The organism is Acidobacterium sp. FHG110202_01 (assembly GCF_059115305.1).
This window is the reverse complement of sequence record NZ_JBZYWJ010000007.1, coordinates 318,000-337,739: the sequence shown is the minus strand read 5'-3', so window position 1 is coordinate 337,739 and position 19,740 is coordinate 318,000. Positions and strand designations below refer to the sequence as shown.

Genomic DNA, 19,740 nt, shown 5'->3' with positions numbered 1-19,740 from the left:
ATCTTTCACAGGATTTTATTTGCCGGGATATGGCGGTGCGGCTTCAGCCGTACCACGGGGTAGAAGCATCAGGCCGATGAAGAGAGGCATTTCTCTTTCAGGGCTTTTAGCCCTGGGTTCCTCAAATGTGCGGGCACGGGATCGATGGAGACGATGCCTGAGGCTGAAGAATATGGGAAATCTTCTCTCCGTTCACATAAACGTGAACGGACGGGATTTTCGTGGATGTAATTCAGATGTTTTGTGCAGTCGTGAGTATCTTCGATGCGGTGTTTCGTAAATCCGCTTTGCCATATTTCTAATCTGGAGCGGAGACGGAATGAGAATCCCCCTTTAATGTATTGCATGGCCTTTTCAACAGAGGCATCCGGGGCAGGCGTGATAAGCAAATGGATGTGATCGGGCATGATGACGAAGGCATGGAGTTGATAGCGGTCTTTGACGCGGTCTTCCTGGAACAGATTGAGCAGAAGTTCAGCATTTGAACGGACCTGAAAGAGCCGTCGGCGGTTTGCGGTTACGGCGGTGGTGAAGAATGTCCTTAATTCCTGTGGTGCGAGGGGCATTGGCAGGAGTTTATTTGAGTAGTTATTCACCAGGAAGATTACGTTGGAGTACGAAGGGCCCGGGCCTGAAGGCCCTTTCTGTATTACGGCTCATTCACCGGCCTAAAGGCCGGTGCTTCTACCGGGGCCTTGCTTGCGCAAGGCTTGATAATTGCTTTTGCGTTCATGCTTTTTCAGCCTTATTCACCGGCCTTGCTCGCGCGAGGCTTTCCAGTAGTTATTTGCGACTGTACGGTATCGATTACCCTGTCGTATGGACATGCGCGTGCCGGCTCGACAGTCTAGCGCTTCTGCCTCGCCTCAATGATCCCTAGACTTTGATGAAGCACCATCCTTCTTACCGCATGCCGTCGAGGATTGACCCTACGATGCCGCCGACGACTCCGGCCTGCGTGGTTTCGCGTGCCTGCTCTTGCGGCATGTAGTGCATGATCTGGTGCGCCAGCTTGGAGATGGGCAGCGTCTGCAACCATACGCGGCCCGGGCCGGTGAGCGCTGCCAGAAAGATTCCGTCGCCTCCGAAGATCATGTTGCGGATGCCGGGGATGCGCGCGATCTGGAAGGAGACTGTTCCCTGGAAGGCGCCGACGTGTCCGGGATGAACGCGCAGCATTTCGCCGGGAGCGAGGTCTTTTACGATCAGCTCGCCGGAAAGCTCAAGCCACGCGACTCCGGCACCGCTCACCTTCTGCAAGAGGAAGCCGTCACCACCGAAGATGCCCGCGCCCAGCGACTGCTGGAAGCCCACACCGAGCTGGATCGCTGCGGTGGCGCACAGGAAGCCGTGGCGATGAATGTAGTATTCGTGCCCTCCGCTGACTTCGACAGGAACGATGTGCCCGGGAACCTTGGTGGCAAAAGCAACTTCGCCCTGCCCGCCTACGGAGCGGTATTCGGTCATGAAGAGCGTGCCGCCACCGGCCACGCGCCGGATCGCACCGAAAATGCCGCCGCCGCCGCCCATCTGCGTGTGCGTCGTCATCTGGATGGAGCTGCTCATCCAGGAAAGCTCGCCGGCTTCCGAGATGACGGTTTCGTTGGGCTCGAGCAGCAGCTCAAGTACGGGCATGGTGGTTCCGGTAATGCGGCTTTGCATAGTTTCTGACTCCTGGGGACAGACTTAGTTTTCCGCCTGCACTCGAATAGTATCAACACGGCGTGCGTCGTTTCATTCCGGAGTGAAGCGCAGCTTTATGCTGCCGGAATGCTCGAGGCGCAGCTTCGCGCTGACCCGCGTGAATGCATTGCCGTAATCTTCTACCTTGTCTTCAGAAAATTTCACTTCTGCTGGAGCATCGATGGCGACGCGCAGGCGCTCCGAGCCGGTTGTGAATTCGAGCGTCTTCGCATCGAGCTGGCGCCACTGGCCCTTGGTCGGCAAGGCTTCTTCGATGTCTGTTGGCCCGGTCAGATCGAAGCGGTCTTCGATCTCGATCGCCCCTGATCCTTCGCGCAAGTAAAGCATGGTGCGCCGAAATCCATGAAGGCGCGGCGTATCGTATGCGGGAGCCATGTCGATGGTGATGGAGTCCTGCTTGTCGGTGAAATCAGTATGCAGAACGGTCACTTTGATCTTTGTTGCATCGAGCTGCTGCTTGCCGTCGATGACCGGCACGGGATGACCGTAGGAATTGAGCAGCGGCGATTGCAGCCTCTCGCGGCTGAAGGTCCGTTGGGTGTAATAGGCAGGGCCTCCGGGATCGCCTATCGGCTGTGTTGCCCCGAGGCCGATCACGAATGAGCCGATGTCGTTATGGCTGTGCGCCGTGTTACCGCCGCCTTTGATGGTGATGGCAAGCCGCCCGCCAGGCTTCGGGCGCGAAACCAGCACCTGGGACTGCGGATAGTACGCGCGCAGTCCGACAGCGCCTGTCAGGCCGGCGTTTCTGAGTTCCGCGGCGTGATTGGGGAAAGCGGTCATGATGGCCCAGGTGAGCGATGCCTGTCCTGTTGCTTCGGACTGGGCTTCGATGCTGGAAGGTTTGAGGCCGAAGATGCGATTTACATACGCGAGCAGGCCGGGGTCTGGACCAGACATATAGTGCGCATCTTCAAACGAAGCAACGTTGTTGGGGAACATGGGGAACTGCGCGCCGAAGAGCGCGAACTTCTTCGCCTTTTCGCTGGCGAAGAGGTCGATCTTTCCGCTAGTGGCCTGCCATAGAATTTCGCGCAGCTCGACAAAATGCGAGAAACCGTAATTCCAATAGCCCATTCCTTCGACGCCGTATCCGTCATCCTGAAAGCCGTCGAGGTAGTTGCCTGAGTAGTGCTCTGCCGCGGCGGCGAAGAGCGCACGGTCTTTGCGGTCGGGGAGAACGGTGAGCGCAGCTCCGGTGACGCCCTTCAGGCAGACCGAGTTCCAGTTCATCTTGAGGTGCAGCCAGCCGTTGCCTTTGCCGGTTGCAAACGACTTTCGCATGGGGGCGAAGATGCGCGCTTCGAGAGCATCCATCGCGTGCCTGCGGGTGGCGTCGGGAATCTGGCTGCCCAGCAGATAAAGCGTCTCAGCGATGGTGTGCGCGAGGTCTGCGGAATTGAGCTCCACAAAATACTGCGTACCGTTGAAGCTCTGGAGGCTGCCATCATGCGCAGGCAGCGTCCATGATTTCTGCGCGGACAGCTCATCGAGCACCATGGCAATGCGCGCAGTGAATCGCCCGCGTCCTTCGGCGCACTCGGCCAGCACCAGCGGTGACAGCCAGTCCTGCCGGGCGTGCATCATCTTTTCGCCGAGCTGCCTGTTTCCTGTGCGGGTGAAGTCGAGGTAGGCATCGTCGTTCCACGCGGGAAAAGGCTTGTTGAGCAGGGCTTCGGCCTGTTTGATCTCAGGAGCAAACTGGTTCGCGACTGGTCCCCAGGCAGCCCGGTCAGAGCATGGAGGGCCTGAGCCCGCAGGCTCAGCTGGAAGCATGGCAGCAATCTGTTCGATGCGCGGCGCGGACAGCTCCGCATACTGGGCCGAGGCAGTTGCAACTGTGGCCATAACACACAACGTGAAAACCAAAAGCTTTTGCATTTCGTAAAGGTCTCTGTTGAATTACCCACACAGCTTACAAAAACAAAGGCGACGGGACGAGTTTTCCACCGCCATCCTTACCGCATGGCGGGATTAGACTTTTCTTAATGCCCCGCGCTCCCAAGCTCAAGCTCGAACCGGTTGATGCTGAAGTCATCGAGCTGGAGGAGAACGTTTCTGCGGCAACGCTCAAGATGCGTATGCTGCGCTCTCTGCGCTGCGGCAATAAATATGAGAAGACCGCGCGGGAGCAGGGCGCTACTGTCATTGCCGGGGTGGACGAGGTGGGACGCGGGTCTCTCTTCGGATGCGTCGTTGCTGCCGCCGTCATTCTGCCGGAGAACACGCGCATTCGCGGGCTGCGTGATTCCAAGCAGCTTTTGCGCGAAGACCGCGAGCGGCTGGCAAAGATCGTGGAGCAGAAGGCCATCGCTATCGCGATTGAAGAAGTGGATGTGGAGACGATCGACCGCATCAACATCTATCACGCATCGAAGCTGGCCATGGTGGGCGCGGTCAGCAAACTTGCGCCCATGCCTGACCATCTGTTGATCGATGCTATGCGGCTCGATCTTCCGCACGCGCAGACCAGCATTATCTATGGCGATTCGCTTTCGATCTCGATTGCCGCGGCATCGGTGATTGCGAAGGTCTATCGGGACCAGCGCATGCGCGAGCTCGATGCAGAGTATCCGAACTATGGGCTGGCCTCGCACAAGGGCTACAGCACGCCGGTGCATCTGGCTGCGCTCGAAAAATACGGGCCTACTCCGCTGCACAGAAAAAGCTTCCGTCCTGTCTCGCAGACTTCTCTGCCCTGGGAGGATGTATTGCCGGAAGTGGTTGAGCAGGCGCTGTAACCTCACGGTAGCATCGGGTACGAAAAGCTTTACCGCAGGGGACGCGGAGTCTGCGCAGAGGTGCGCAGAGGAAAACTTCTTCGCCAGATCTGAGGAAATTCAAAATCAACTTTCGTCCCGGATTCCTGAAAACCTCTGCTATACTGCTATACATCTCTTGAAAGGAAGGCTCTCACAATGAAGCTATTCATCCTCGGCGATCCTCAATCGCAGTCCGCGGGCCTTCCCGTCAGCAAGCGCGCTTAGTTTTCCTTAGCAATCTGTAAGCAGTCAGGACGCAGTTCCGGCGTTTTGTTTGCGCGCTTCAGCGGAAGCTTTCCCAACACTCTCAAACTGCAAAACAACCTTAGCTGCGCCGCGCACTGTGCCCGGTCCGGCTTCATCAGCGAGTGACTCTTATGCGAAAACTGTTTCGCGAAAATGCCATGCGTGACGTTCTGGCCTTCGTCTTCCGCCACTGGAGACGGGAGATGCCGATTGTCACGGGAATCGCACTCAGCATGATCATGGCCACGGCCGCCGACCTGTTTCTGCCGGTTTACTCGGGCCGGCTGATCGACGCTATTGCGTCGCACGCCGCTCTCTATACGGCGGTGAAGTCGATCGCTGTCATGGCCGGGCTTGGCGCGCTGCTGACAGCGGCGCGTTACATGGCGATGATCGGCATCATCAAGCTGACACTGCGGCTCATGTTCCGCTTTGCCAGCGATGCCTTCTGGCGCGTGCAGCGCTTCTCGACAGACTGGCAGGCGAATAACTTTGCCGGCTCGATTGTGCGGCGCATTACGCGCGGCATGTGGGCTGTCGATCTGCTGGACGACACGCTGCTGCTTGCGCTGCTGCCGGCGCTGCTGGTGCTGGCCGGGTCTTCCATATTGCTTGGCCTTCGCTGGCCGGTGATGGGACTGATCGTTGCTACCGGAGCTTTGTTCTATGTCGCTATCTCGGTGGGGTTGTCGCTGGGCTATGTGTCTCCGGCGGCGCGCCTCTCGAATGCGCAGGACACGCGACTCGGAGGCGCGATGGCCGATGCTGTGACCTGCAATGCTGTGGTGAAGTCCTTTGGAGCGGAGGCGCGCGAAGATTTTCGCCTGGCGCACGTGCTCGAGAAATGGAGCCGGCGCACGGCGCGCACCTGGCGTTTCGGCAATCGCGCCGGCGGCCTGCAGCTGACGGTGCTGCTCGTGCTGAGGACGGTTGTGACCAGCTACGGAGTGCTGTTGTGGTGGCGCGGCAAGGCTACGCCGGGCGATGTGACGTTCGTGCTGACAAGCTACTTCATCGTTCATGGCTACCTGCGGGATATCGGGCAGCATGTCGCGAACCTGCAGCGCAGCGTGAACGACATGGAAGAGATGGTCGCGTTCCACTCGCAACCGCTTGGAGTGGCTGACCGCGCGGGCGCGAAACCGATCCGCGTAAGCAAGGGTGAGATTGTCTTCGACCGCGTGGACTTCCGTTACAGCGAACAGGTGGCTCCGTTGTTTCAGGACTTCTCTTTGCGCATTGAAGCAGGCGAGCGCGTCGGACTGGTGGGTCACTCGGGCTCGGGCAAGACGACCTTCGTCAAGCTGCTGCACCGTCTCTACGATGTAACAGGCGGTCGCATTCTGATTGACGGCCAGGAGATCGCGCATGTGACGCAGGACTCTCTGCGCGCGCAACTGGCGCTGGTGCCGCAGGAGCCGATCCTGTTTCACCGTTCGCTGGCGGAGAACATCGCCTATGCGCGTCCGGAAGCGACGACGCATGAGATCGAAGAAGCGGCGCGGCTGGCCAACGCGCACGACTTCATCAGCCGTTTGCCGAAAGGCTATGGGACGCTGGTGGGCGAGCGCGGCGTGAAACTCTCGGGCGGTGAACGCCAGAGAGTGGCGCTGGCGCGCGCATTCCTGGCGAACACGCCGATCCTGATTCTGGATGAGGCGACGTCGAGCCTCGACTCGGAGTCAGAGGCGCTGATCCAGGAGGCGATGGAACGGCTGATCGCGGGCCGCACGGCCATCGTGATCGCGCACCGGTTGTCAACGGTGCGGATGCTTGACCGCATTCTTGTGTTCGAGAGCGGTGAAGTCATTGAAGAAGGTGCTCACGATGAGCTGGTGCTGAAGCCGGAGGGCACGTACAAGCGGCTGTTCGAGCGGCAGGCGCTGGGCCTGATCGTGGACAATATGTCCGAGCTGGACACGGAATTGGAGAATGAGATTCCATGATCCAGTTCGGCATTGCAACAAGCATAGGTCTAACAGTAGGCTGGTAATAGCAATTCGCAAAAAAGTGCGGGAGTGGCGAAATTGGCAGACGCACCAGACTTAGGATCTGGCGGAGCAATCCGTGGGGGTTCAAGTCCCTTCTCCCGCACCAGCTTTTTGCAGGTGCCCTCACTACACTGCATCTCTGCGATACTCTGAAAGCAACTATGAATCCCGCCGAACAGACTAAGATCAATCTCTCGCAATCCCCGGACTACCGTGAAAGCTATGCCAACAGCGTGCAGGTGCGCGTCAGCGTGTGGGATTTCTTTCTTGCCTTCGGGCTCGTGCATCAGGATGCGCCTGATTCGGTCACCATTCAAAACACGCAGGGCATTTATCTGAGCCCACAACAGGCCAAGGCGCTCTGGAACATCCTGGGGCAGAACATTGCTCAGTATGAGCAGGCCTTCGGCAATATTGCGCTCGAGCCGCAGCATCCGCTTCCCACTCCGCAAGGCCCGGTACATTAGGCTGTGCCGCAATCGCAGACCCGGCTCTGGCTTGTCTTCCCGGTCATTCTTGCCGCGGTGCTGCTGGCGCATCTGTCGCTGCTGCGATTGCCTTATTACTGGGACGAGGCCGGATACTATATTCCTGCAGCGTATGATTTTTTTCGCACCGGCTCGCTGATTCCCTTCTCGACGCTTTCGAATGCGCATCCGCCGCTGCCTTCGCTTTATCTTGCGCTGTGGTGGAAGCTGTTCACCTTCGCGCCCTGGGTCACGCGGACGGCGATGTGCTTTGTGGCTGCGATTGCGCTGCTGGCGGTGTATCGGCTGGCCATGGTCACAACGCGCAGAGTGCCTGTTGCCATTACGACGGTTGTGCTGACGGCGCTCTATCCCATCTGGTTTGCGCAGAGCTCGCTTGCACATGCTGACCTCTTTGCTACGGCAGCAACTTTGTGGGCGCTGGTCTTTGTTCTCGAAGAACGTATTAAGTGGCCGGCAGTGGTTTGTTTCTCGCTCGCTGCGCTTGCCAAAGAGACCGCCATTGTTACGCCGTTGGCTCTGGCTGGATGGCAGGCGTGGCTGGCCTTTGCGCCTCAGGGGCTGAAGCCCCCGGTTGAGTCTGACGCTGAGGTGAAAGGCCCTGCCTTGAATCGGAAGATGTATCGTATATCCGCTGCGGGAGAACTGCTGCTTCCTATCCTGCCGCTGGCCTACTGGTACTTCTATCACTGGCGGCGCACGGGGTTCGTCTTCGGTAATCCGGAGTATCTGCGCTACAACGCCACGGCCACGCTTACTCCGTTGCGCATTCTGCTGGCATTTGCGCATCGCGTCTTGCACATCACGGCGCACATGAATCTGTTCGTACCGGTGCTTCTGATGTTTGCGTGCATGATGCTTCCGCCGGTCGAGGACCGAAAACGCATTTCGTTCGGGGACCAGGCGTTCCTCTACATCATTATCCTTGCGAACCTGCTCTTTTACTCCGTGCTTGGCGGAGCACTGTTGACGCGCTATCTGCTTCCTTTGTACCCTCTTGTTCTGCTGCTCTGCGTGAATACCTTTTATCGGAGACTGCGCTCGTGGCCGCTGCTGGCCGCACTGAGCGCTGCGGGATTTCTTGCCGGGCTCTTCGTCAATCCACCGTATCGTTTTGCTCCTGAGGATAATCTCGCTTATCGCGACGTGATTCGGCTGCATCAGGCGGCGATTCGCGCGGTCGAGCAGCACTATCCGGGAGCCACGGTGCTTACTGCATGGCCGGCAAGCGATGAGCTGACCAAACCTGAGCTGGGATACATCACGCAGCCCATGCAGGTCGCTGCTATCGACAATTTTTCGCTGCCGCAGATTGAGGCTGCAGCGCAGGCTTCGGCTCCTTATACGGTCGGGCTTATCTTCTCCACGAAGTATGACCCTCCGCATCTCTTCCTGAGCCTCGGCGAGCGCAATGAGGCGCTCGATAGGCGATTCTTTGACTTCCATCGCGATCTGCCGCCTGAGGCCATTGCGCAGATCCTAGGAGGTAAAGTTGCGTGGCGTGCGGAACGGAAGGGGCAATGGGCGGCGGTGCTACACTTCGACCGTCCGCAGGAAGCAACCATCAAACATCAAGCCATTCAGAAGCCCGGTTCACTATAATCAGCCTTGAAGTGCGTTTATCAAGACTATTTCGCTCGATTCTCTTTGCTTTCCTGCTCGCAGCAGCGCCACTGCTCATCGCGCAACAGCCGGCCAGCCCTCCAGCGGAGGCGGCCACAGCTATGCATGGACGCCTGCTGCTCGTGCTGCCTTTTGAGAACCACAGCGGGCGCGCCGATCTTGACTGGATCGGCTCTGCGTTTCCTGAGATTTTTAACCGCAGGCTTGCTGCCGCGGGATTTCTACCCATCAGCCACGCCGACCGGCTTTATGCGCTTGACCGCCTGGGATTGCCGCCGAAGTTTCAGCCTTCGCGCGCGAGCATGATCCGGCTGGCGCAGGCGGTCGATGCTGATTACGTTGTCTTCGGCTTCTTCACGACCACTGGAAATACATTGAGCGCGACGGCGCAGGTGCTCGATGTAACGAGCTTGAAGCTGGGCAATCCGCTGACACAGCAGTCGGACCTGCCGCGCCTGCTCGATGTTCTGAATGGTCTCGCGTGGCAGACCGCCAAGCAGATCGATCCTGCCTATTCTGTCGCGCAGCAGACTTTTTTGACGGCCGATTCCGACCTGCACCTTGAAGCTTTTGAGAATTATGTTCGCGGCCTCACAGAAGACTCCATCAACGAGCGCATTCGTCATCTGCGGGAAGCAGTCCGGTTAAATCCGCACTTCTCACCGGCGATATTGGCTCTGGGCAAAGCTTATTTCTCGAACCAGAATTTCGACCTTGCCGCTGCGACGCTCGGGGGCCTGTCCAAGGACGATCCCTATGCGCTTGAAGCCGACTTTTATCGCGGGCTCGCATTTTTCTACACCGGCAAATATCTTGAGGCGGAAGACGCCTTCGCCTTTGACACCGCACGACTGCCGCTACCCGAAGTTGTGAACAACCAGGGCGTAGCGGCTGCGCGGCGCGGCAGGGACGGCTCCCCGCTCTTTCAGCAGGCAAGCACTGCGGACCCCAAAGATGCTGACTACCACTTCAACCTGGCCGTCTCTCTGCGGCGGCGCGGCGACATTGCCGGGGCCACGCGCGAGATCGATCAAGCGGCAAAACTGCGTCCCCAGGACACGGAGATCGCGAGCCTCTCGGGCACGCTGCACAGCGGGCAACAGACTGCGGCGGCTGCACAACCTGCAGGGAACAATGGCCCTATCGAGCGCATCAAGCGCACCTATAACGAGGCCAGCTTCCGCCAGGCGGCCTTTGAGATGGAGCAGATGCAACAACTGCGCCTGAGCGCGCTTCCTCCGGCTGAGCGCGCAGCCGCGCTTACCAAGGAAGGCGACCAGTTCTTCAATCGCGGATTGCTGCTTGAAGCAGAGCGCGAATACCAGGCAGCGCTTCAAGCGGACTCTGCTTCTGCTGTCGCTCATACCGGACTGGCGCAGGTGCGCGAACGGAGCAATGATCCTGAGGCTGCCAGGCAGGAAGCGCAGCGCGCCCTGCAATTGCAGCCCACAGCCGCAGCCCATCTGCTGCTGGCGCGCATTGACCTGCAGGCGAACCAGCTGAGCTCGGCAGCGAACGAAATCAGCCAGGCGCTGAAACTCGAACCCAACAACGCTAACGCTCGTGTTATGAAGATGGCGCTGGAACAGAAAGGTCAGCAGGTGCCATGAACCGCATGTGGCGTAGTGCGATCGTTTTTTGTGCCTGCGCCATTATCTTGTTTTCTGGCCGCACGCTGAACGCCGAATCACAGCCGCCGCAGGTTGTGCTGCTGCATCTGCACGATACGATCCAACCGATCAGCGAGCAGTACATCAGCCGCGGCATCACTCATGCCGCGAAGATTCATGCTGATGCGGTGCTCATCGAACTTGACACGCCGGGCGGATTGCTCGAATCCACGCGCACGGTCGTTCACGACATTCTTGCCTCGCCTGTGCCGATCATTGTTTATGTTGCGCCTTCAGGCAGCCGTGCCGGCTCGGCAGGATTCTTCATTCTCGAATCGGCAGACATTGCCGCCATGGCTCCCGCTACGAATGCCGGTGCAGCGCATCCGGTCGTCGAAGGAGGCAAGCTCGATCCGGAGATGAAGCAGAAGCTCGAGAATGATACGACTGCTTTCCTTCGTTCCTATGTTTCGCGGCGCGGGCGCAGCACGGACGCCGCGCAGGATGCAGTGCTTAACTCGAAGTCATACACCGAGCAGGAGGCTGAGCGCCTCAAGCTGATTGACCTGATTGCGCCGAGCAACACGGCGCTCCTTGACGCAGTCGATGGCCGCACGGTGACGCGCTTTGACGGCTCAAATACAACCCTGCACACGCGCGCCGCGCATATTGTCCCGGTAGAGACCACCCTGCGCGAAGATATTCTCGACCGCATGATGGACCCTAACCTGGCCGTGCTTATCCTCGTGGTCGGCGGGCTGCTCATCTATCTCGAATTCAACACGCCGGGCACCATCATTCCCGGAGCGCTGGGGACGCTGCTGCTTGTGCTTGCGCTCTTTTCGCTCAACCTGCTTCCTGTGCGCTACACATCGCTGATGCTGCTGGTGGCGGCGTTTGCCCTGATGATCCTCGAAGCCAAATTTGCCAGCCATGGCGTGCTTGCGGCTGCCGGGATCATCTGCCTTGTTCTAGGGACGCTCACACTTGTCGCCGGACCTATTCCTGAGCTGCGCGTCAGCGTGGCAACCGCTGTCGGAACCGGCATTGTGTTTGGTGCGATTACCACATTCCTCGTCCGCATCGCATGGCGCGCGCGGCGCAATAAGGTTCTCACAGGACCGGAGGCACTGATCGGCTCTATCGCCATCGCGCAGCAGCCGCTCGATCCCCGCGGGCAGGTAATGGTGCACGGCGAGCTCTGGTTTGCCGAATCGCCTGTTCCTGTTTCGCCCGGAGAACACGTGCGCGTGCGTGCCGTTCGCAATTTGACACTATTGGTAGAGCGGGTTCCCGAAAGAGAACAGGCCGCGAATTAAGCGCCCGTTTCACAAGCCCGCTGCGGTAAAATCGCAGCTCAGTGAGGCGTGTATGGGAATCCCAAGCCTGATCGTCATTGCAGTCATTGTTCTTTATCTGCTGAACTCGATCAAAATTCTTCGTGAGTATGAACGCGGCGTTATTTTCCGGCTGGGGCGCGCGCTGCCGCAGCCCAAAGGGCCGGGAATCATCCTCGTCTTCCGGCCATTCGACCAGATCGTCCGCGTTTCGCTCCGCCAGGAAGTACTGGAAGTTCCCCCGCAGGACGTGATCACGCGCGACAACGTCACCATCAAGGTCAATGCGGTCATCACGCTGCGCGTGCTCGATCCGGCGAAGGCAGTCCTTGAAGTAGCAAATTACGTTTATCAGACCTCGCAGTTTGCGCAGACGACGCTGCGTTCGGTTCTGGGCGAAGTGGAGCTCGACGGCCTGCTTTCGCACCGCGACGTGCTCAACCAGCGCATCCAGACGATCATTGATCAGCGTACAGAGCCCTGGGGTGTAAAGGTTGTAAGCGTTGAAGTGAAGCAGGTTGACCTGCCTGAACAGATGCTGCGCGCCATGGCCAAGCAGGCCGAGGCCGAACGCGAGAAGCGCTCGAAGATCATCAATGCGGAAGGTGAATTCAGCGCGGCACAGCGGCTGGTGGACGCCGCAAATCTATTGGCAACGCAGCCCATCACTTTGCAGTTGAAGTATCTCCAAACTCTTACTGACATCGGCACGGAAAAGAACACGACGGTCATCTTTCCGTTGCCCGTGGAACTGTTGTCACTGATTCAGAAGTTCGTTCCCCCGAACAGTACACCCTCGAACGCAGAGGAGCAGAAATGAGAAGCACTGTCGCATACGAAGAAGAGAACGAATCAGAAATTACGCTGAATGCCACCACACTGCTCGGCATATTTTTCGGGCTGGTGCTGGTGTGCGGCGTCTTTTTTGGGTTTGGCTATTCCATGGGCCGGCGGGGACAGGAAGCGCCCGCCGCCAGCACATCTGCTGCTGCTCCGGAAGAGGCGAAGGCGCCCCCGGCCAGCAACACTCCGAAGCCCTCAGCCATGGAAGCCCTGAAGACAGCCGATACATCTGCTGATTCGGACAACTCCGCACCCACAACCGTCACTCAGCCGGTAGAGTCACACACACCTGCTCCGGCTCCTGCAGTCATAGCCAAGCCGAGTCCTGCATCGCAGCCCGCGCCTGTTCAGGCACAGACCAATCCTCAGTTTAATCCTGCGCTTAAAACCGCATCGCTGCCTATGTCTCCGGCAGCACCCGCAGCTGCCGCCCAGTCGATCATGGTTCAGATTGCCGCCGTGTCGCGTTCAGAAGATGCCAATGCCCTGGCCTCTGCGCTGCGGCAGCATGGATACACCGTTGCTGTCCGCAATGAGCCGCAGGACAAGCTGCTGCATATACAGGTTGGCCCCTTCCCATCACGCGATGCCGCTAAAGCAATCCGTACAAAACTCATTGCTGATGGTTACAACGCTATCCTGAAGCCCTGAAATCCTTATCCTCCGAGCAAACGCTTCCGCCAGTTTCTGCGTCCATCCATAAGAAGGTGCGCACTTGGCGGGCTGTACGAGTGCTCCGGCGCACTTAGGAACGCAAGCAGATTGCAGTAAGCAAGCATTCTTAAGAAATCCCCGCGTCGGAGTGATTCCATTTGGTTGTAGGAACATCGCTGCACTATCTCGTCCTTGAACTTTTTTGCGTCTGCATAGCCTGTGCAGCAGCGTATTGGAAACCCTGGCTGCGACTTGTTACCTGGCTTGAAATAAAATTCACCCTGGCGAGTAAAAGACCAGCGCTCGCATTTTTTGGAATTATCGCTGCGGCGGTTTTGATCCGCCTGGCCCTGCTACCCGCCGAGCCCGTACCAACGCCAGTCATTCATGATGAATTCAGTTATCTGTTAGCAGCCGATACGTTTGTCCACGGACGCCTCACGAATCCGCAGCCGCCGGTGCCTGCGGCCTTTGAAACCTTCCACGTCAACATCTGGCCAAGCTACCAGTCAATGTATCTGCCGGGAACAGGACTGGCTCTGGCCGTCGGGCAATTGCTCGGGTCGCCATGGCTCGCTGTGCTCATGACAACTGCGTTTTTCTGCGCCATGGTGTACTGGACTGTTTCCGGATGGCTGCCGCGCCGCTATGGGCTGGCCGCCGCAATTCTCGCTCTCGCTGTCTGCTTCAACTGGAACAACTGGTTCGACAATTATTTCTGTCTCGGACTGACAGGCATTGCCGGAGCGCTCGTGATCGGCAGCATCCCGCGCATCCTTCACCGCAAAACGCTTGCATCGACGATTCCTCTGGGAGCGGGCCTGGCCATCTTTCTGCTGACTCGTCCTTATGAAGGCTGCGTCGTTTCACTACCCGCTGTGCTGGTGCTTGTATGGAGCCTGCGCCGCGCCGGGCCCAAGCGTATCTCCGCGCTGGCAGCTGCGCCTGCGCTCATGCTCTGCATGACCTTTATGTGGCTCTGCTATTACAACTGGCGCGGCACCGGGCATCCGCTGCTCTTTGCCTACACGGCAAACTATGAGCAATACCACATCACCGGACCGTTCATGTTCTCCCGCATCCGGCCACTACCTGTCTATCACCATGAACAGATGGGGAAGTTTTATGCCAAGTGGGAGTTGGGCACCTATCGCCTCGCGCACACGTATCCTTACTTCTTCCTCCGTTTAAAATTAAAAACCTATTACCACTTCTTCTTCGCTGGAAATGCGCTGTTGTTGCTGATCGGGACCGCTGCGCTCGCGAAGAAGAAAGGACTGGGACTTGCTCCTGTCTTTGCCCTGCTGGGCTTTGTTATCGAAATCATCCTGATGGCGTGGCAGCCCTATCCTCAATATGGCGCGCCCGCCGCTGCGGTTTTCTTTCTGCTGATCGCATTCGGGCTGTTCGCCCTGCGAAGAATGAACTTCCGCTGGTTCAGCGGGGAAAATCTTGTACGCGGTTGGGTGCTGGCGCAACTGCTGCTTGCTACGAACGTTTTCTATCAACACTGGATGAGGAGCTCTGTCCCACCAGAGCCACACTATGCTTCCGTCGAACGGGAAAAGATCGAAAACCTTCTGCTCAGTCATCCGGGAAAACAGCTCTGTCTCGTAAAGTACTCGGTCGAGCATCCCGGCGTACAGGAGTGGGTCTATAACGGAGCAGACCTGAACAGCGAGCGCATTGTGTGGGCGCGCAGCATCGATCCGGAGAGCGACCGCAAACTCATGGCCGCATTTCCCGATCGGGAAGTGTGGCTGCTCAAACCGGACGAGCCATCGCAGAACCTGATGGCTTATTCGCCAAACAAGGCGCATCCCGACCTGAGCCGCACTGCCATGGCGAAGGTCACGGTACCTCCGCTGTTCTAGCCGCGCATCCACTCCGGCAGTGAAGATGCAATGGCCTCGCGCACGGCGGCCAGCAAATCTTCGCGCGTGGAGTAATCGCGCGGCCAGATTGGAGCATGAAAGACAACGTGCGCTGTGCCCGGAGTGATGCTCATACTGCCCTTTTTCATCATGCTTTCCGTGCCCCAGATGGAGATGGGCACAACCGGCGCCCCCGTTTCCATGGAGAGATAGAAAGGCCCTTTCTTAAAGGGCAGCAGGCGTCCATCGCGTGATCGCGTCCCCTCGACAAACGTAGTTACATGCAGGCCGGAGGCCATCACTTCTCTGCCTCGCTCGACGCTCTGCTTCGCGCTCTCGACGCGCCCATCACGGTCGACCGGAATGAAATTCCCAAGCTGCATTGCATAGCCAAGCACGGGAATCTTCATCAGCGAACGCTTGAGAAATACCGATGTACGCCCAGGAATCAGCGGCAGCAGAATCGGGGGATCGAGGTTGGAAACATGGTTCGACATGAAGATATAACGCTGCTGAGGATCGAGCTGTTCGCGGCCCGTAACATCGATGCGAATGCCTCCGGCCTTGACGCCGGTATTCGCAATCCACATCGCCCAGCGGTAGAGGAGCGAGATGTCGCCTGTGAGCAATGTCCACGGCAGCCCGATAAGCGCCGCGGGCAGACCGAGGACAAGATACGTGAAAACAATTGCAAAGGTGGAAAGCATGGGTTACGAGCGAGTGGGAGCCTGGGCCAGCACGGCCATTTCGAGCTTCTCATAGATTCCGTCGAAGCCGCCATTGGAAAGAATCGCGACTACATCGCCCGAGCGCAGTTCCGGAGCAATCGCCTCCACAATCGCATTGGCGTTGGCAAACAATGCAGCATCTTTTCCTGACTGCTGCAGGCTCTTCACAACAGATTCGGGATGCAGGCGCTCATTCTCCGGAATGCTTTCCAGCTTGAAGACTCCGGCCAGCACGATGCGATCAGCCAGCGAGAGGCTCTCGACCAATTCGCGCTCAAACACGTTGCGCCGCAAGGTATTCGAGCGCGGCTCGAGTACCGCCCATAAGCGCGCCTGAGGATATGCGGCCCGCAACGCGCGCAGCGTCTCGCGGATTGCGGTAGGATGATGCGCAAAATCGTCGATGATGGTCACGCCGTCTACCACGGCGCGTACTTCAAGCCTGCGCTTCACGCTTTTGAAGGTTGCTAACGCCTCCTGAATCGCAGAGACTTCCACTCCCTGGCCTGCGGCCAGTGCAGCGGCAGCAGTGGCGTTCAAGGCATTGTGTTCGCCCGCCATGTTCATGGTAAGTTCAGCCCAGGGTTTTCCGTCGCGAAAGACCTTCCACTTCGCCTGCCCATTGCTGAACTGTAAATCTGCAATGCGCCATGCAGAGTCCTGAGCAAAACCGTAGCGCTCAACTTTGCAGAAGGCACGGCTTACGCATTCCGAAACATTTGGAGCGCCATCGTATGCGACGATGCGTCCGCGATGCGGCACGAGATTCACCAGCCGCTTGAATGCGGTCTTTACCTGGTCGAGGTCGCGGTAGATATCCGCATGGTCGAATTCCACGTGCGTGAGGATCAGCGCATCGGGAAAGTAGTGCATGAACTTCGGGCCCTTATCGAAAAAGGCCGTGTCGTATTCGTCGCCTTCAAGGATGAAGGTGCTGCTGTCGCGCAGATGAAAGCTGGTGCCGAAGTTCTCCGCTACTCCGCCGATTAAGAATGACGGCTGGTGCGATGCAACTTCGTAAATCCACGCCAGCATGCTTGTCGTGGTGGTCTTGCCGTGCGTGCCGGCAACCACCAGCGATTCGCGCCCGCGAAGAAATTCATCGTGAATCAAAGCCGCAAGCGATGCAAACGGAATGCGCTGATCGAGCACATACTCGAGCTCGACATTGCCGCGTGAGATCGCATTACCTACAATCACAAGGTCGGGCTGCGGCTTGAGATTTTCTTCTGAAAAAGGCTCAGCGACGGAAATCTGCAGGCTGCGCAAAAGGTCTGACATCGGCGGATAGGCCGCCTGGTCTGAGCCGGTTACGCGATGTCCCTTTAACTGCAGTAAGCCGGCAAGCGAAGCCATCGCCGTCCCGCAGATTCCAATCAAGTGAATATGTTTTTTCTGCATTCTTTATTCAGCCTGCACTGCCGGCTCCAGATAGCGCAACACCGGCTCCTCTTCCAGAATCAATTCTGCTTCAATGCCCAGCGGAAGCGTCACGTTGCCGCGCGAAACATGGCCTGAGCGCAGGCCAATGGCGATTGGGCCGTCGAACCAGTCGAGCACGCGCAGGATCACCTGTTCCAGCAGATCGGGCGCGGCTCCGGGCGATGCGCATTCAAGCATCTCGCCAAAAATAAAACCAGAGACGCCGTCGAATTTTCCCGCGAGCACCATCTGACGCAGCATGCGGTCGATCTGGTATGGCTTCACGCCTATATCTTCGAGGAATAGCAATCTGCCCTCGGTCTGCGGCGCAAAATGTGTTCCCAGCGATGCGGTCAGGATGCTGAGGCATCCTCCATAAATCACGCCCTGTGCGCGTCCCGGCTTCAGAATCCGTAGGCCTTCTGCAGCCCCCACGGAGACAAGGTCGCCATCGAGAGCGGCATCCAGGCTCGCATCATGCACGCCGTCATCGACAGCAAAATCCGCGGAGACCATCGGGCCGTGGAATGCGACCAGGCCAAGCTGATCGAACAGCCATGTCTGCACTGCGGTCATATCGCTGTATCCGAAAAGCGGCTTCGGGTTCTCGCGGATGAGGTCGAGGTCAATATCTTCGAGCAGGTAGTTCGATCCGTAACCGCCACGGGTACAAAAGATGGCCTGAACTTCCGGATCGGCAAACGCTGCGTGCAAATCCGCCAGGCGCTCTTCGGCTGTGCCTGAAAAATAGGGCGCGAGCCTGCCCTGCGTATAGCGGCCGAACTCTGCATCGTAGCCGCGCGCGCGCAGTGCCTCCATGCCGCGAGCCAGGCGCTCGGGCTTTGAAGAGCTGGCCGGAGCAATGACGGCCACATGCGCATCGGGCGCGACGGCGGATGGTTTCAGCATGCAAAGGCCTCGCCCGAAGCGATCAGCTCAGCAGGCCCGGTGAGAAGAATCTCGCTCTCTCCGCCATTCCACTCCACGCGCTGTTCGCCCCCGGGCGCGCGCACCAGCATCTGTGCTGTTCCGTTGTGATGAGCGATTGTGGCCACCGCCGATGCGCAGGTTCCTGTTCCAGACGAAGTTGTCGGCCCGACACCACGCTCAAAAATGCGAATCTCGATTTCGTCTGGACTGAGGACACGGACAAATTCGACGTTGGTCTGTTCGGGGAAATCGCTGTGGAAGCAGATTTCGTGGCCGATCTCGCGCCAGCCGCGCCCCTGCACATCAAACTCCGGGTCATCCGTAAAAATCACGAAGTGAGGATTGCCGGTCGCGACTACTACGCCGTCGACTTGTCCAGCTGCCAATTTCACGCTGCGTGCAGCGATAGCCGGCACGCCCATGCGCGATGCGATCTGGAAGTGCCCATCGTCAGCCTGCACGATGCGGCATTCACGTGTGCCTGCGTCAGTCTCGAGGGTGATGACGTCGCCGGGTCCCAGTTTTTTTTTATGCGCCATCCACGCCGCCACGCAGCGCGTGCCGTTGCCGGAGATTTCCGCAATCGAGCCATCGGCGTTAAAGAGCCTGATTTTCCCTGAACGCTCGCCTGTCCATTCAAGATATTCGACCCCGTCGGCGCCTACGCCGGTATTGCGCGCGCATAATCTGATGGCTATCGCGCGCTGCTTCGATCCACCCACCTGCGCTGTTTCGACAATCAGAAAATCGTTGCCGCAGGCATGCGCCTTCACAAATGAAATCAATCGTCCTCCAGGCTGGTGAATGTCAGCACTTCGTCAATCGCAGGAGACGCATTCAGAGAGTCGGTAAGTTTCAGATGCCCCTTGCGCGTTGCTGAGACCGTGAAGCAAAGGCGGTTGAGCTCGCCAATGTTCTCCTGATCGATCTGCATAAGCCGCCGCTTTAACTGGTCCATGGCATGCAGAATGGCCATCGAAATTTTGGTAGCGTCGCGACCCCGTACTTCATAGACCACTGAGTACAGTTTGAGGTTTGCCTTCTTTTCCAGCAATCCAACTACTTCGAGCGCAACCAGTACCAGAATGGCGGAAAACACGGCAGGGATGTACAGTCCCGCGCCGCACGCCATTCCAATAGAAGCCACTGCCCACACGGTCGCCGCGCTGGTCAGTCCGCTCACGCGGTCCCGGTTGTGAAGGATCAGCCCCGCGCCGAGAAAACCGATTCCCTGCACGATGTTCGAAGCAATCTGCCCTTTATTGGCGCTGCCTTCGCCTGCAATCACAGTGGATAAAAACGTAAAGAGCGCAGCGCCGAAGCAGATCAACAGATTGGTTCTTACGCCTGATGGCTTGTGATGATATTCGCGGTCAATGCCGATGATTCCGCCCAAGAGCGCCGCGAGCAGCAACCGTCCTGCAGCGCCGCCTGTGAGCACTGTCTCCTGCAGAGCATCGAAGCTCAGCATGTGAACCGGTTCTTCTGCCAACCAAAGCATGTTTGTCATTGCCGTTTGAGCGTGATG

The 19,740-nt window shown here is 58.2% G+C and carries 17 protein-coding genes and 1 tRNA gene; 10 read left to right on the top strand and 8 right to left on the bottom strand.

What is annotated here, in order from left to right; genetic code table 11:
• Positions 1-68: 68 nt before the first annotated feature.
• The 3 genes from AC5S16_RS16630 to AC5S16_RS16620 form a co-directional block, all read right to left on the bottom strand.
• Entirely contained in the window at positions 69-566 is a 498-nt protein-coding gene (locus tag AC5S16_RS16630; RefSeq protein ID WP_493931220.1) for an REP-associated tyrosine transposase, read from the bottom strand.
• A 337-nt stretch (positions 567-903) separates the two neighbouring features.
• The gene (locus AC5S16_RS16625) at positions 904-1,662 is read right to left on the bottom strand and encodes a TIGR00266 family protein (RefSeq protein WP_493931219.1); all 759 of its coding nucleotides are present in this window, start codon (positions 1,660-1,662) and stop codon (positions 904-906) included.
• A 72-nt stretch (positions 1,663-1,734) separates the two neighbouring features.
• On the bottom strand, positions 1,735-3,552 hold the full coding sequence (locus AC5S16_RS16620; RefSeq protein WP_493931218.1) for a hypothetical protein: 1,818 nt from the start codon (positions 3,550-3,552) through the stop codon (positions 1,735-1,737).
• Between the two features lie 140 nt (positions 3,553-3,692).
• On the opposite strand from AC5S16_RS16620, the gene rnhB reads away from it, so the two are divergent.
• The 10 genes from rnhB to AC5S16_RS16570 all read left to right on the top strand — a co-directional run bounded on the left by rnhB (position 3,693) and on the right by AC5S16_RS16570 (position 15,132).
• Positions 3,693-4,445 carry a ribonuclease HII gene (rnhB, locus tag AC5S16_RS16615; RefSeq protein ID WP_493931217.1) on the top strand — a complete coding sequence of 251 codons (753 nt, stop codon included), beginning with the start codon at positions 3,693-3,695 and terminating at the stop codon, positions 4,443-4,445.
• Between the two features lie 398 nt (positions 4,446-4,843).
• Positions 4,844-6,658, top strand: coding sequence for an ABC transporter ATP-binding protein (locus AC5S16_RS16610; protein ID WP_493931216.1), 1,815 nt, complete (start codon positions 4,844-4,846; stop codon positions 6,656-6,658).
• Positions 6,659-6,724: 66 nt separating this feature from the next.
• Positions 6,725-6,809: transfer RNA gene (locus tag AC5S16_RS16605), tRNA-Leu, on the top strand.
• 55 nt (positions 6,810-6,864) lie between these two features.
• Complete coding sequence (locus tag AC5S16_RS16600; protein WP_493931215.1) at positions 6,865-7,170, top strand: DUF3467 domain-containing protein; 306 nt, start codon at positions 6,865-6,867, stop codon at positions 7,168-7,170.
• A gap of 3 nt (positions 7,171-7,173) precedes the next feature.
• Entirely contained in the window at positions 7,174-8,793 is a 1,620-nt protein-coding gene (locus tag AC5S16_RS16595; RefSeq protein WP_493931214.1) for an ArnT family glycosyltransferase, read from the top strand.
• 11 nt (positions 8,794-8,804) lie between these two features.
• On the top strand, positions 8,805-10,424 hold the full coding sequence (locus AC5S16_RS16590; protein WP_493931213.1) for a tetratricopeptide repeat protein: 1,620 nt from the start codon (positions 8,805-8,807) through the stop codon (positions 10,422-10,424).
• The gene (locus AC5S16_RS16585; RefSeq protein WP_493931212.1) at positions 10,421-11,743 is read left to right on the top strand and encodes an NfeD family protein; all 1,323 of its coding nucleotides are present in this window, start codon (positions 10,421-10,423) and stop codon (positions 11,741-11,743) included. The genes AC5S16_RS16590 and AC5S16_RS16585 overlap by 4 nt, the downstream gene beginning before the upstream one ends.
• Positions 11,744-11,795: 52 nt before the next feature.
• A complete protein-coding gene (locus AC5S16_RS16580; protein WP_493931211.1) occupies positions 11,796-12,581 on the top strand; it encodes a slipin family protein in 786 nt (261 codons plus the stop codon).
• Positions 12,578-13,255: an SPOR domain-containing protein gene (locus AC5S16_RS16575; RefSeq protein WP_493931210.1), complete on the top strand. Its 678-nt coding sequence runs from the start codon at positions 12,578-12,580 to the stop codon at positions 13,253-13,255. The genes AC5S16_RS16580 and AC5S16_RS16575 overlap by 4 nt, the downstream gene beginning before the upstream one ends.
• A gap of 338 nt (positions 13,256-13,593) precedes the next feature.
• Positions 13,594-15,132 (top strand): hypothetical protein, encoded by a 1,539-nt coding sequence (locus tag AC5S16_RS16570; RefSeq protein WP_493931209.1) that lies wholly within the window; start codon positions 13,594-13,596, stop codon positions 15,130-15,132.
• Here the strand turns inward: AC5S16_RS16570 and AC5S16_RS16565 are convergent.
• The 5 genes from AC5S16_RS16565 to AC5S16_RS16545 are packed head-to-tail and all read right to left on the bottom strand — an operon-like array spanning position 15,129 to position 19,713.
• Positions 15,129-15,839 (bottom strand): lysophospholipid acyltransferase family protein, encoded by a 711-nt coding sequence (locus AC5S16_RS16565; protein WP_493931208.1) that lies wholly within the window; start codon positions 15,837-15,839, stop codon positions 15,129-15,131. The two genes, AC5S16_RS16570 and AC5S16_RS16565, sit on opposite strands and share 4 nt — an antisense overlap.
• 3 nt (positions 15,840-15,842) lie before the next feature.
• Positions 15,843-17,261 carry a UDP-N-acetylmuramate:L-alanyl-gamma-D-glutamyl-meso-diaminopimelate ligase gene (gene mpl / locus AC5S16_RS16560; protein WP_493931207.1) on the bottom strand — a complete coding sequence of 473 codons (1,419 nt, stop codon included), beginning with the start codon at positions 17,259-17,261 and terminating at the stop codon, positions 15,843-15,845.
• A gap of 3 nt (positions 17,262-17,264) precedes the next feature.
• Positions 17,265-18,191, bottom strand: a complete 927-nt coding sequence (locus AC5S16_RS16555) for a S66 peptidase family protein (protein ID WP_493931206.1) — start codon at positions 18,189-18,191, stop codon at positions 17,265-17,267.
• Positions 18,185-18,997 (bottom strand): diaminopimelate epimerase, encoded by an 813-nt coding sequence (gene dapF, locus AC5S16_RS16550; protein WP_493931205.1) that lies wholly within the window; start codon positions 18,995-18,997, stop codon positions 18,185-18,187. The genes AC5S16_RS16555 and dapF overlap by 7 nt, the downstream gene beginning before the upstream one ends.
• Complete coding sequence (locus AC5S16_RS16545) at positions 18,994-19,713, bottom strand: MgtC/SapB family protein (protein ID WP_493931204.1); 720 nt, start codon at positions 19,711-19,713, stop codon at positions 18,994-18,996. Before AC5S16_RS16545 ends, dapF begins: the two co-directional genes overlap by 4 nt.
• Between the last annotated feature and the right edge of the window lie 27 nt (positions 19,714-19,740).